This window comes from Pseudomonas sp. C2.3V, assembly GCF_058536325.1.
Genome location: NZ_JBZUBN010000001.1, coordinates 713,523 through 727,611, shown reverse-complemented (window position 1 = coordinate 727,611; position 14,089 = coordinate 713,523). Strand labels below are relative to the sequence as shown.

Genomic DNA, 14,089 nt, shown 5'->3' with positions numbered 1-14,089 from the left:
TAACGGACATTGACCTGAGCAGCTGAAACGACCGCCGTTTTGTAGTAAAACTACACGCCGGCCGGGAACCACCCGGTCATAATCCAAGAATTCACGCTGCCCCCAAGAGGATGGCGGCGATACCGAGGCAACCGATTCTGGAAGCCTTTCCGCCCTGGAGCAAGCCATGCAAGACCTTGATCCCGTCGAAACCCAGGAATGGCTGGACGCCCTGGAGTCCGTACTAGACTGCGAAGGTGAAGACCGAGCTCATTATCTGCTGACCCGTATGGGTGAGCTGGCCACTCGGACAGGTACACAGCTTCCCTACGCGATCACCACCCCGTATCGCAACACGATCCCGGTTACCAAAGAAGTCCAGATGCCGGGCGACCTCTTCATGGAGCGGCGGATTCGCTCGCTGGTACGCTGGAATGCGTTGGCCATGGTGGTTCGTACCAACCTCCGCGACCCGGACCTTGGCGGCCACATTTCTACCTTTGCTTCGTCCGCTACGCTATACGACATTGGTTTTAACTACTTCTTCAAAGCGCCAACCGAAGAGCATGGCGGCGACCTGGTGTATTACCAGGGCCACGCTTCTCCTGGCGTTTACGCACGTGCCTTCCTTGAGGGCCGCCTGACCGAAGACCAGATGAACAACTTCCGCCAGGAAGTAGATGGCAACGGTCTGTCGAGCTATCCGCACCCGCACCTGATGCCCGATTTCTGGCAGTTCCCGACCGTATCCATGGGTCTAGGTCCGATCACGGCAATCTATCAGGCACGCTTCATGAAGTACCTGGAAGACCGCGGCTTCATCCCGGCCGGCAAGCAGAAGGTCTGGTGCTTTATCGGTGACGGCGAGACTGACGAGCCAGAGACCCTGGGCGCCATCTCTCTGGCAGGTCGTGAAAAGCTGGACAACCTGATCTTCGTGATCAACTGCAACCTGCAGCGCCTGGACGGTCCGGTTCGTGGTAACGCGAAGATCATCCAGGAACTGGAAGGCGTCTTCCGCGGCGCCCAGTGGAACGTGAACAAGGTTATCTGGGGTCGCCTCTGGGATCCCCTGTTCGCCCGTGACGAAAACGGCCTCATGCAGCAGCGCATGGATGAAGCCATCGACGGTGAATACCAGAACTACAAGGCTAAGGACGGCGCGTTCGTTCGTAAGCACTTCTTCGGCGCCAACCCTGAGCTGCTGAAGATGGTTGAGGACATGTCCGATGAGGACATCTGGAAGCTCAACCGCGGCGGTCATGATCCGTACAAGGTGTATGCAGCCTACCATCAGGCGGTCAACCACAAGGGTCAGCCGACGGTCATTCTTGCCAAGACCATCAAGGGTTATGGCACCGGTGCGGGTGAAGCGAAGAACATCGCCCACAACACCAAGAAGATCGATGTGGAGAGCCTGAAGAAATTCCGCGACCGCTTCGACATTCCGCTGAACGATGATCAGCTGGCCGACCTGCCCTTCTTCCGTCCTGCCGAAGACAGCCCGGAAATGAAGTACCTGCGCAAGCGTCGCGAAGCGCTGGGCGGCTCGGTACCGCAGCGTCGTACTACCAGCATCAGTATTCCGACACCACCGCTGGAAACGCTGAAAGCTATCCTGGACGGCTCTGGCGATCGCGAGATCTCCACCACCATGGCCTTCGTGCGCATCCTGTCCCAGCTGGTCAAGGACAAGGATCTGGGCAGCCGCATCGTCCCGATCATCCCGGACGAAGCCCGTACCTTTGGTATGGAAGGCATGTTCCGTCAGCTTGGCATTTACTCCTCCGTCGGTCAGCTCTACGAGCCTGTCGACAAGGATCAGGTGATGTTCTACCGCGAGGACAAGAAAGGCCAGATCCTCGAGGAAGGCATCAACGAAGCAGGCGCCATGAGCTCCTTCATTGCAGCCGGTACGTCCTACAGCACTTACAACCAGCCGATGCTGCCGTTCTACATCTACTATTCGATGTTCGGCTTCCAGCGTATCGGCGATTTGGCCTGGGCCGCTGGTGATAGCCAGGTGCGTGGCTTCCTGATTGGTGGTACTGCCGGTCGTACTACGCTGAACGGTGAAGGTCTGCAGCACGAAGACGGTCACAGCCATATCCTGGCAGCAACCATTCCGAACTGCCGTACGTACGACCCCACCTATGCCTACGAGCTGGCGGTCATCATTCGCGAAGGCATTCGTCAGATGACCGAAGAGCAGAAGAATGTGTTCTTCTACATCACGGTCATGAACGAGAACTACCAGCAGCCTGCGCTGCCTGAAGGTGCCGAGGAAGGCATCATCAAGGGTATGTATCTCCTGGAAGAAGAAACCGGCGATTTCAAGCATCGCGTTCAGCTTCTGGGCTCGGGCACCATCCTGCGTGAGGTTCGCGAAGCAAAAGCCCTACTGCGCGAAATGGGTATCGGTGCAGACATCTGGAGCGTCACCAGCTTCAACGAGCTGCGCCGTGATGGCCTGGCAGTTGATCACTGGAACCGCCTGCATCCGCTGGAGGAGCCCCGCAAGGCCTATATCCAGCAGTGTCTGGAAGGACGTGAAGGCCCGGTCATTGCTTCTACCGACTACATGAAGCTGTTCGCCGACCAGGTTCGCCAGTGGGTTCCATCCAAGGAATACCAAGTGCTGGGCACTGACGGTTTCGGCCGCAGCGACTCGCGCAAAAAACTGCGTCACTTCTTTGAAGTGGATCGCCACTGGGTCGCCCTGGCTGCTCTGCAAGCCCTGGCCGATCGTGGCGCTATCGAGCGTCAGGTCGTAGCGGATGCCATCACCAAGTTCGGTATCGATCCGCTCAAGCGCAACCCGCTTGATTGCTGATGCCGACGGTGAAAAGGAGAAATTATTGTGAGTGAAACCATTCGCGTACCTGATATCGGCAGTGGCGAAGGCGAGATCATCGAAATTCTGGTCAAGGTGGGCGACACCGTCGAGGCTGAACAAAGCCTCGTCGTGCTCGAATCCGACAAAGCCAGCATGGAGATCCCGGCCCCGAAAGCCGGCAAGATCGCTGCGCTGCACGTCAAGCTGGGCGATACGCTGAAAACCGGCGACCTGCTGCTGGACATGGAAGATGGCGCATCGGGTGAAACCGATGCAGCCGAGCCCATGGCAGTTGCGGCCGGCTCTGCTGACGAAGAAGTTGAAATGCCGACGCCTCCAGGCGACGAGGACCCGTCCGCGTCTGCCAAGGAAGACGACCAAGCTGGAACAGGCACTGCTCAGGAAATCCATGTGCCGGATATCGGCACCAGTGGCAAGGCCAACATTATCGAGCTTCCGGTCAAGGTTGGTGATCGTATCGAAGCCGAGCAGACCTTGATTACCCTGGAGTCTGACAAGGCCAGCATGGAGATCCCCTCACCTGCTGCCGGCGTGATTGAAAGTATCGCCGTCAAGGTGGGTGATGAAGTAGGTACAGGTGACCTGATTCTGGTACTCAAGGGAAGCGGCAACGCTTCCTCTGCACCGGCTCAATCCACCAGTGATAAGCCTGCCGTGCAGGCAGCCGAGCCTGAATTGCACGAGACGGCCGACGATGAGCCTGCTGGCGAGAGCACTGAAGAGATCAAGGTGCCTGACATCGGCTCGACCGGTAGCGCCAATGTGATCGAAGTGATGGTCAAAGCGGGTGACACGGTAGAAGCGGACCAGTCGCTGATTACCCTGGAATCCGACAAGGCCAGCATGGAAATCCCGGCGCCCAAGGCGGGCGTGGTGGAAAGCGTTTCCATCAAGGTAGGTGACCAGGCCAAAACTGGCGATCTGATCCTGACCTTGAAGGTTCAAGGCGCAGCACCGAAGAAAAAGGCTGAGAAGCCTGCACCGGCTCAGCAAAACGCAGCTCCGGCACAAAAGCAGGCGAGTCCAAGCCCAGCGCCGGCCAAGGCACCGCAAGCGCCCACGCCCACCGGCCAGCCTGGCAAGAAAGTGCATGCTGGCCCGGCTGTACGGATGCTGGCACGCGAGTTCGGCGTCGAGCTGAGCGAAGTGACGCCAACCGGTCCGAAGGGACGTATTCTCAAGGAAGATGTCCAGTCGTACGTAAAGGATCAGCTGCAAAAGAGCAAATCTGCTCCGGCCGCAGCGGCAGCTACCGGTGGCGCCGGAATTCCTCCGGTCCCGACCGTGGACTTCAGCAAGTTTGGCGAAATCGAAGAAGTTCCGATGACACGCCTGATGCAGGTAGGTGCTGCCAATCTGCATCGCAGCTGGCTGAACGTGCCTCACGTAACGCAATTCGATCAGTCTGATGTCACTGATCTTGAAGCCTTCCGTGTGGGTCAGAAGGCTGTGGCAGAAAAAGCGGGCGTCAAGCTGACCATCCTGCCGTTCCTGCTCAAGGCCTGCGCCCATGTGCTCAAAGAGCTGCCGGACTTCAATGCCTCGCTCGCACCCAGTGGCAAGGCCATTATCTGTAAGAAATACGTGCACATTGGCTTTGCCGTGGACACGCCGGATGGGCTGCTGGTACCTGTCATTCGCAACGTCGATCAGAAGAGTCTTCTGCAGCTGGCTGCCGAAGCCGCTCAACTGGCTGAGAAAGCACGCAACAAGAAGCTTTCCGGCGACGACATGCAAGGGGCCTGCTTCACGATCTCCAGCCTCGGCCACATTGGCGGCACCGGCTTTACGCCGATCGTCAACGCACCGGAAGTGGCAATCCTGGGAGTATCCAAGGCCACCATGCAGCCGGTATGGGACGGCAAGGCCTTCCAGCCGCGCCTGATGCTGCCGCTTTCGCTCTCCTATGATCACCGCGTGATCAATGGCGCTGCTGCGGCCCGCTTCACCAAGCGCCTGGGCGATCTGCTGGCCGAGATTCGCGGCCTGCTGCTGTAAAGAGACGATGCCGGCCTCTGCCGGCAACCGTCTGGCCGATGAAATGCTCGGTCATCTGAAACCCTGCCACCCCGGCAGGGTTTTTTTTAAAGAATTTGACTTGCTGGATCGATAAAGCTTCTTAGTAGAAAGCTGCTGTCTGTTTTATCGAGACGCTTGTCAGTGTGGTTGGCTTGATGCACCCTTGCTCCCTGAAAGGACTTATGGGTGCCTCGTTCTGGCGGAATCCAGAAGACAGTCACTGCAAATAAAACCGGATTGGCTTACTGTACGCCCTTTCGTTAAGTCGACTTGGCATAACCCATAAGTACGCGCCCCTTATCAAGAGCCGTTGGAAGCGAACCGCCGCATGAAGATTCATCCTGATGCTGCCAGTCTCTCAGTGGCCGAGGTTGCTACGCAGCCGCCTGTGCCCGCACAGCTGGGGATGTTGCGCTTCGAGCGGCTCAATGAGCCCAGCTGGGCGCTGCTGGATCTAGACCATGCATGTGAAAAAAGTCTGGGGCTGCCTGCCTATGAGCTTTGCTCGCTTCTCGAGTCGCCTTACGCCAGCCTCATGGAGCCTGCGGCACGCTATCACCTGCACGATGCCATACAGCAGCAATTGCTCAAGCGCCGCCATTACGTCATTCGCTATACCCTGCACGCACCGGCAGGCGCGACGTCAATGGTTGAAATTGGCGAGGCAATCTCCCGCCATGGTCGTGAAATCCTGCACGGCTACCTGATCCCTGTGGAGCTGGCTTCAGAGGCCGAGCGACTGACTACTACGCTGATGGCGCAAAACAGGGATCTTAAAGCCTCGCTGGATCTTCTTGAGCAGTCCTGCGTACAGGAACAAGCTCGTGTTGATCGGGTAAGAGCACACCGCAATCTTTTGCTTGAATTGACACAACACGCCTACAGCTCCAGCGACCCGCTTCAGGAAGCGGCCCAACTGATCACTCGTGCAGCCAGTGAAACCTGTAGCGTGAAACGAGCCAGTGTGTGGCAGGTGGGCGAAAACCATTTACGCTCTGTCTACATTCATGGCGAATCTCCTAATACGCCGTCTGTCTCCTCTTGGTCATTGGATGATTTTCCAGCGTATGTGGAGGCGCTTCATAAGGCCCGATCAATCGATGCGCAGGATGCTCAACATGATCCTCGTACACGCGAATGGACCAAGCCGTATCTGCTCGCCCATGACATTTGCTCGCTTCTGGATATCTGCATACGTGTAGATGGCCGGATATTAGGCATCCTTCGCCTTGAGCAAACCGGCCAGCCCAGAATCTGGCAGAATGATGAAATTGCGTTTGCCTGCGAACTGGCCGATCAGTACGCCAAAGTGCTTGATAGCCAGGAGCGCCGCAGTGCCACCCATGCCCTGCATCTGTTCCAACGGGCGGTTGAGCAGAGCGCCAATGCTTTTCTGCTGGTCAATCGCAAAGGAGAGATCGAATACATCAACCCCAGCTTTACAACCATTACCCAGTACACTGCCGAAGAAGTCTGCGGTCAGCCCATCAGTGAGCTACCGGCATTGACCAACTGGTCAGAACTCCTGCCCGACGCCTATGCAGCTCTGGAAAAACAGAACAGCTGGCAAGGCGAGCTTCGCTGCCAACGCAAGGACCAGATCTCCTACTGGGGTCATCTTTCGCTTTCCAAAGTCTACTCAGACAACGGTGAGCTGACCCACTACATTGGTATCTTCGAGGACATCACCCAGGCTAAGCTGACTCAGCAGAATATGGAAAAGCTGGCTTATCGTGACAGCCTGACAGGGCTGGCCAATCGTCACTACTTCATTGATCGCCTGGAAAAGCGCCTGGCAGGACGGGAAGACATCCATAACTGCCTGATGCTGATCGATATCGATCATTTCAAGCGCATCAATGACAGCCTTGGTCATGAAGCCGGCGATAACCTGCTGGTCAGCCTGGCCAGGCGCCTGCAAAGCTCACTGGGGCAAAGTACGCTGATCGCGCGGATCGCCAGCAATGAGTTCGCCGTGCTGCTTGAGCAGATGGATGCCCAGGAAGGGTTGGATGTTGCGAGCGCACTGCTAAGCATGCTCGAAAAGCCCATTTATGTTGAAAGCCAGCCAACGCTGGTCAGTTGCTCGATTGGCCTGACCGTCACCCCTGATCACGGTAAAGACTCGCAGACGCTCATGAAGCATGCCGGCCTGGCGTTGCACAAGGCCAAGGCCAGCGGCGGAAATAGGGTACAGGTCTATACACAATCGCTGGTGACCGAAGCCAGTCACAAGCTTTTCATGCAAAATAACCTTCGCCGTGCCCTCGAGCTCAACGAACTAGAGGTTCATTATCAACCCAAGATCTGCCTCAAAAGTGCCCAACTGCTGGGGCTTGAAGCGCTGTTGCGCTGGAATCACCCCGAACGGGGCATGATACGACCCGATCAGTTCATCAGCGTGGCGGAAGAGACCGGTCTGATCATCCCGATTGGTAAATGGGTCATTCGGGAAGCCTGCAGGCAAATCAAGGCGCTGGATGCCGCTGGCCTGGGCCATTTGCAGATGGCGATCAACCTTTCTCCCAAGCAGTTCACTGATCAGGAGCTTGTCAGCTCAATCAGAAGCATTCTGATTGAAGAGCGCCTCCCTCCTCATCGCCTTGAACTTGAACTGACCGAAAGCCTACTTCTGGATGCAACCGATGAGACGCGCCAACAGCTTGAGGAAATGAAGCAGATCGGGCTCAGCTTGGCCATGGACGATTTTGGTACGGGCTATTCGTCGCTCAGCTACCTCAAGAAATTCCCGATCGATGTCATCAAGATCGACCGAAGCTTTATCAAGGACATTCCGGCCAATCAGGACGATATGGAAATCACGTCGGCCGTAGTGGCCATGGCCCACAACCTGCGACTCAAGGTTGTGGCTGAAGGTATCGAAACGACACAACAGCTGAGCTTTCTACGTCGCCATCATTGCGACGTAGGCCAGGGTTATCTGTTTGACCGTCCCATTCCTGGTAACGAGCTGCTTGATAGCCTTCGTCGCTATCTGAACCTTAACAAGATCTAGTCGCGCCGCCTGTTGTAAAGCCTTGGAATCGAGGAAGGCAGCCAACCCCGGCTACATCAGGTGCTTTTTTCCTCGATCAGCCAGTCCAGCTTCCAGCTAGGCTGGCTTTGTCCCAGTTGTTTGGCAAGCCAGGGCAAAACGCTTTTGAGTTCGTCTTCCAGACCCCACGGGGGGTTGGAAATCACCATACCAGAGCCATTGAGCCCCACAGGATTGTCGGCGGGATGTACCCAGAGTTCGGCACGCAGAAGTTTGGGTGCATTACTCTTTTGCAGATCCTGATAAAACCGCTTGAGCTGACGCTGGTCTTTGATGGGATACCAGATAGCGGTCACGATCTGCCGCATACGGGCAATGCTTTCCTTTAATGCCATTGAACACCGCTCAAACTCGTCCACCTTTTCAAAAGGCGGATCGATCAAGAGCACAGCGCGTTTCTCCTGCACGGGCAGCAGTGCTTTGGGTAACAGCCAGCCGTCCCGATGATGAACAGCGATCCGTCTTTCTTGCCCCATGTTTTCCTTGAGCAGCAGAGCATCTTCAGGATGCAGCTCATTCAAGTGCAAACGATCCTGGGGACGGGAAAAGCGCCGAGCGATTTCGGGTGACCCCGGGTAGAAGCGCAACGCCCCATCACTATTAAGAGCAGCGACAGCCTCCTTGTAAGCGACAAGCGGATCAGGGAGGTCTTTCGCCTCCCAGAGTCGGCCTATTCCACCTTGCCATTCACCGGTACGGCTAGCCTGATCTCCCAGCAGATCGTAAAGCCCTATGCCCGAATGTGTGTCCAGATAGGCGTAGGGTGTTTCCTTGCGCCCCAGCAACATCAATACGCGAGACAGTACAAAGTGCTTCAGCACATCGGCATGGTTTCCGGCATGGAAGGCGTGTCGGTAATTCATGATTCGCTCCTGTGAAGGCGCGCAGTGTACTGGAAGTCCCCTGTTCGTCGCATGGCTCAAAAGAATCTGGCATTAATTTTGACAGCTTGCCGAATCAACAGGTTAAATCAAGAATCCAGCGCATCGCGCCTACCCACTATGCAGGAGTTTCGATTTGGATGCCGTCACAATCAATAGCCTATTTTTGATTGGCGCGGTCCTGGTCGGTCTCTCCATTCTGGTCAGCTCGCTTTCCTCACGCCTGGGCATTCCCATTCTTGTGATTTTTCTTGCAGTCGGGATGCTGGCAGGCGTAGACGGCCCTGGTCATATCAATTTCAACAACTACCCCCTCGCCTACCTGGTAGGTAACCTTGCCCTGGCGATCATTCTGCTGGACGGTGGTATGCGTACACGCGTATCCAGTTTCCGGGTGGCGCTCTGGCCAGCATTGTCCCTGGCAACCGTGGGTGTAATGATCACTGCCGGGTTAACGGGCGCCATGGCGGCGTGGCTTCTTGACCTGAGCCTGCTGCAAGGGCTGCTGATCGGCGCTATTGTCGGCTCAACCGATGCTGCCGCGGTGTTTTCACTACTGGGCGGACGCGGGCTCAATGAGCGTGTCACCGCAACCCTTGAAATCGAGTCAGGCAGCAATGATCCCATGGCGGTTTTTCTCACCGTCACGCTGATTGAGCTTCTGGCCAGCGGTCAAACGGGCTTCAGCTGGGGGCTCGTCTGGAACTTCGTTCGCGAATTTGCCATTGGCAGCCTGCTTGGCCTGGGGGGTGGCTGGTTGCTGCTTCAACTTATCAACCGTATGCAGCTGGCCGATGGGCTCTATCCGCTACTGGCAGTCAGTGGTGGTCTATTCATTTTCGCCATTACCAACGCAGCCCATGGCAGTGGCATCCTGGCGGTGTATCTGGCGGGTCTGGTCATGGGCAATCGACCAATTCGGAGCCGCCATGGCATGTTACATATGCTGGATGGTATGGCCTGGCTGGCGCAAATCGGTATGTTCCTGGTGCTGGGACTTCTAGTAGAGCCGCACAACCTGCTTCCCATTGCCCTACCTGCCCTGGGTCTGGCTCTCTGGATGATCGTGATCGCACGTCCCCTTTCTGTCTTTGTGGGCCTGCTTCCCTTCAAGGCTTTCCATGGCCGCGAAAAGTTATTCATTTCATGGGTAGGTTTACGTGGAGCGGTACCCATCATTCTGGCTGTCTTCCCTATGATGGCAGGGCTGCCCCAGGCTCAACTGTTCTTTAACGTAGCCTTCTTTATCGTTCTGGTTTCGCTGCTGCTACAAGGTTCAAGCCTCCCACTCGCGGCAAAGTGGCTACGCGTCACTGTACCGCCCGAACCCGCCCCGTTCTCGCGCTCTGGCCTGCAGGTGCATCCCACCAGTGAGTGGGAGCTTTTCGTCTACCGCCTGGGCAAGGAGAAATGGTGTATTGGCGCGGCGCTTCGCGAGTTGAAAATGCCGCCTAATACACGTATCGCGGCGCTGTTTCGCGGGGAGCAACTCCTGCACCCTTCCGGCAGTACCAAGCTGGAGGCAGGCGATATCCTGTGTGTCATTGGTCATGAATATGATCTCCCCGCCCTGGGCAAGCTGTTCAGTCAGGCGCCGGAGCGAGGCCAACGCTTCTTCGGTGATTTCGTACTGGAAGCCAACGCAGAGCTTAAGGCGGTGGCCTCGCTCTATGGCCTTAACCTTGGCGAGCTGGATGGGGAGCAAACGTTGGGAAGCTTTATTACCCAGCGCATTGGTGGCGAGCCAGTCATTGGCGACCAGATCGAATGGAGCGGTCTGACCTGGACAGTCGCTTCGCTTGAAGGCAATCGTGTGAGAAAGATTGGGGTCAAGCTCCCAGAGGGCCGTTCAGGGCCTGCTCTTTTCCTCTGATTCGTGCGGTAGTCGGCTCGACCGACAAGAGCGGTTGCGTCAGCAAAGGCGGGGATTTAACCTCCTCGCCTTTCCTGCTGCCAAGATGTGATCATGCTCGCCTTGCGTATTCTGCTCAAGATCGTGTTGTTGGGCTTTTGTCTCAACTTTCCGCTCGCTTACTCACAAGAATCCAACCTGCCTGATGCCAAGCAGATTCAGCATAGCCTGGACACGTTGGCGGACCGGAAGCTTTCTGCCTCCGATCAGCAGACCGTTCAGGACATTCTGAAAAATACGCTGCAGCTACTGGACCAGCGGGATCAGCATGAGCAGGACCTAGCGGATGTAAAACGCAAGATCACACAAGCACCGCAGCTGATCAAGGATGCCCAAAAGGACCTGGCCAAGCTCCAGACCGAGCAGGACAAGCCCCCGGTTACCCAACGCTATGCCAACGCCAGTCCCCAGGAGTTGGAGAATCTTCAAAGCCAGCGCAACTCACAGCTCAACGACTGGCAGAACGCCCTGAATGATGCCAATACACTGGTCATCACATCGCAAACGCGTCCCGAGCGTGCCCAGGTCGAAATCAGCAATGCGCAAATGCGGGTACAGACCATTGCCGACATTCTCAAGAGTGGCAAGGAAAGCGGTAAGCCCATTACGCCTGAACGTCGCAATCAGCTATTAGCCGAACAGGCGGAACGCAACGCACTGATTCAACTGCGCAAGCAGGAACTTTCGGGCAACAGCACGCTGCAAGACCTTGGCACCATTCAACGTGAACTCTACACGGAGCGTGTAAAACTGATCGAGAAAGAAAGTCTCGATCTGCAAGCCCTCATCAGCAGCAAACGTCGCCAGCAGTCAGAGGAAACCTTTGCCGCCCTGTCTCGTGAATCGCAGAAGACAGCAGGTAGTAACGATGTCCTGACCAGCGAAACAAATCTTAACCTCAAGCTTTCCGACTACCTCTTGCGTGCGACGGATCGCCTGAATGAGCTCACTCGAAACAATCTTGAAATCAAGCAGCGACTTGATCAGCTCAAGCAGACCGGCGAGACCATGCAGCAGCAGATCAATGTCCTGAAAGGCAGCCTGCTGCTTTCCAAGCTGCTCTATCAACAGCGGGCCTCCCTGCCAACGGTTGAGGCAACCAAGGGACTGACGGACGAGATTGCCGATATACGTCTATACCAGTTCGACTTGAACCAGCAGCGCACGCAAATCGCCAACCCTTGGGATTACCTGGACAAGGTCATGGCTCAGATGCCACCTGAGCAGACGACACCTGAGCTTCGCAAGAAGCTACTGGAGCTGATCAGAACTCGAGCGGACCTGCAGGATCGCCTAAGTACCGAACTAAGTGCGTTGTTAAGTGAGTCAATCACGCTTCAGCTAAACCAGCAGCAGCTATTAGCAACCAGCGAAAGTCTCCGCTCAACGCTTGATGAGCAGATGTTCTGGATTCCCAGCAATCGCCCGCTGGATTGGGGCTGGCTCAAGGATGCGCCCAAATCGTTGGTCGAACAGATTGCAAATGTGCCCTGGCGCGCCAGTGCAGGCGAATTGTCAGCCGGTCTGGCCGAACGCCCCTGGCTGTTTCTGCCTCTCATTCTTGCTATTGCAACGCTGCTGTGGAAGCGTCGGTATCTTTACGAAAAACTCAATGCCTTGAACAAGGACATTGGGCACTTCCAACGTGACAGCCAGCTGCACACGCCGCTTGCGATCATTCTGACCGTGCTGCTGACTCTTCCTGTCAGCCTGTCGCTAGGTTTGATCGGCGTTGCCCTTGAGGGCGACAAGCGGGGCGTGAACGCATCCATTGGCGCAGCGCTTATGGAGATGGCCGCCGGCTGGCTGGTGTTCTATACCGTTTACCGCCTACTGGAAGGTGGAGGTGTTGCAGAGACCCATTTCCGCTGGTCACGCACGCAAGTAGATTCCATGCGCCGCCTGGTCAGGCGTCTAGGCCTTTTGGCCTTGGCATTAATGGCCGTAGCAGCTATTGCCCAACGTCAGCTGACAAGCCTGTCTGAAGACGTACTGGGTATTCTTATTGTTCTGATCTGCTATGCCAGCATGTCTTGGATGCTGGGTCGCTCCTTGCTTAACACGGCGGCTCGAGAACGTCTGCCCTTCTTCCGGCTGATGTTTGGACTAATCATTACCGCCATTCCGGCCGGACTGTTCCTGGCTGTTTGCCTAGGCTACTACTACACCTCACTGAAACTGACCGACCGGCTTATCGATACGCTGTATCTGCTGCTCTGCTGGGTCATTCTCGAAGCTGCCTTCTCGCGGGGCTTAAGCGTAGCTGCAAGACGCCTCGCCTATCATCGCGCCCTGGCCAAGCGACAGAGCATGCAGGAGGCGGGTGAAACCGGTGAAGCCATAGAAGAGCCTGCGCTGGATATGGAGCAGGTCAATCAGCAGTCCTTACGTCTAATCCGCCTTGCCCTATGGTTAGGCTTCCTGGGAGTGCTGTATTGGGTCTGGGTGGACGTGGTGGCAGTCTTCTCATACCTGGATAACGTCACGCTTTACCAGTACAGCAGCGGTACGGGTGAGTCGGCAACCATGATGCCGATTACCCTGCGAGACGTTATCAAAGCGGTCATCTTTGCAGGCCTCACCTTTGCACTGGCACGCAACCTGCCCGGCCTGCTTGAGGTTGTGGTGCTTTCCCGCCTGAGCCTGGCTCAAGGGACCGCGTATGCAACCACGACGCTATTGTCCTATGTCATCATCAGCGTGGGTGTTATCAGTTCGCTCTCCACGCTGGGCGTTAGCTGGGACAAACTCCAGTGGCTGGCAGCGGCCCTCTCGGTTGGTTTGGGTTTTGGCCTTCAGGAGATATTCGGTAACTTCATTTCCGGCCTGATCATCCTGTTCGAACGCCCTGTTCGAATCGGCGACCTGATTACCATCGGTAATGTTACAGGCACAGTCAAACGCATTCAGATTCGGGCGACCCATATCACCGATGCTGACAACAAATCCGTCATTGTGCCCAACAAGACGTTCGTGACGAGTCAGCTCATCAACTGGACGCTAACAGACACCATGACGCGTATCACGCTGCTGGTTAATGTGGCCAACGGCTCCGATCTGGAAAAAGTACGCGAGCTGCTCTATAAGGCCGCCTACGACAACCCCAGGGTTTTGCATGATCCAGAACCAATGGTCCTGCTACAGGCGTTTGGTGAGAACACACTGAATCATGAGTTACGCGTTCACGTGCGGGAGTTGGGCGATCGCGGCTTTGCTACTGATGAAATCAACCGCAGCATCGAGCGACTGTTCAGGGAGAACAATATAGAGATCGCCTTTCGCCAGCTGGAAGTGTCTGTAAAGAATAGGGAAGGATCTGAGCGCACCTTGAGCAAGGATGAAGTGCCTTCTCCGACCTACTCTGGACAGAAGGAATGATCAGGGCA

General features: G+C 56.1%; 6 protein-coding genes. 5 read left to right on the top strand and 1 reads right to left on the bottom strand.

Going from position 1 to position 14,089, the window contains the following annotated elements; all coding sequences use genetic code 11:
* Positions 1 to 166 precede the first annotated feature (166 nt).
* The 3 genes from aceE (at position 167) to AC4LF3_RS03495 (ending at position 7,871) form a co-directional block, all read left to right on the top strand.
* Positions 167 to 2,812, top strand: coding sequence for a pyruvate dehydrogenase (acetyl-transferring), homodimeric type (aceE, locus tag AC4LF3_RS03505; RefSeq protein ID WP_074823126.1), 2,646 nt, complete (start codon positions 167 to 169; stop codon positions 2,810 to 2,812).
* A gap of 27 nt (positions 2,813 to 2,839) precedes the next feature.
* Positions 2,840 to 4,834, top strand: a complete 1,995-nt coding sequence (gene aceF, locus AC4LF3_RS03500; protein WP_491834783.1) for a dihydrolipoyllysine-residue acetyltransferase — start codon at positions 2,840 to 2,842, stop codon at positions 4,832 to 4,834.
* A 349-nt stretch (positions 4,835 to 5,183) separates the two neighbouring features.
* A complete protein-coding gene (locus AC4LF3_RS03495; protein ID WP_491834782.1) occupies positions 5,184 to 7,871 on the top strand; it encodes a putative bifunctional diguanylate cyclase/phosphodiesterase in 2,688 nt (895 codons plus the stop codon).
* Positions 7,872 to 7,927: 56 nt separating this feature from the next.
* On the opposite strand, the gene AC4LF3_RS03490 is transcribed toward AC4LF3_RS03495, so the two are convergent.
* Positions 7,928 to 8,773, bottom strand: coding sequence for a 23S rRNA (adenine(2030)-N(6))-methyltransferase RlmJ (locus AC4LF3_RS03490; RefSeq protein ID WP_491834781.1), 846 nt, complete (start codon positions 8,771 to 8,773; stop codon positions 7,928 to 7,930).
* Between the two features lie 154 nt (positions 8,774 to 8,927).
* Between AC4LF3_RS03490 and AC4LF3_RS03485 the strand changes: the two genes are divergently transcribed.
* Both AC4LF3_RS03485 and mscK read left to right on the top strand, forming a co-directional pair.
* The gene (locus AC4LF3_RS03485) at positions 8,928 to 10,664 is read left to right on the top strand and encodes a potassium/proton antiporter (RefSeq protein WP_491834780.1); all 1,737 of its coding nucleotides are present in this window, start codon (positions 8,928 to 8,930) and stop codon (positions 10,662 to 10,664) included.
* 93 nt (positions 10,665 to 10,757) lie between these two features.
* Positions 10,758 to 14,081 carry a mechanosensitive channel MscK gene (mscK, locus tag AC4LF3_RS03480; RefSeq protein WP_491834779.1) on the top strand — a complete coding sequence of 1,108 codons (3,324 nt, stop codon included), beginning with the start codon at positions 10,758 to 10,760 and terminating at the stop codon, positions 14,079 to 14,081.
* The last annotated feature ends 8 nt before the right edge of the window (positions 14,082 to 14,089 follow it).

What these genes read in the sequence shown, in the direction of transcription:
- AC4LF3_RS03490 (WP_491834781.1), bottom strand. Translation starts at nt 8,773, where the DNA reads ATGAATTACCGACACGCCTTCCATGCCGGAAACCATGCCGATGTGCTG.
- mscK (WP_491834779.1), top strand. Translation starts at nt 10,758, where the DNA reads ATGCTCGCCTTGCGTATTCTGCTCAAGATCGTGTTGTTGGGCTTTTGT.
- AC4LF3_RS03495 (WP_491834782.1), top strand. Translation starts at nt 5,184, where the DNA reads ATGAAGATTCATCCTGATGCTGCCAGTCTCTCAGTGGCCGAGGTTGCT.
- aceE (WP_074823126.1), top strand. Translation starts at nt 167, where the DNA reads ATGCAAGACCTTGATCCCGTCGAAACCCAGGAATGGCTGGACGCCCTG.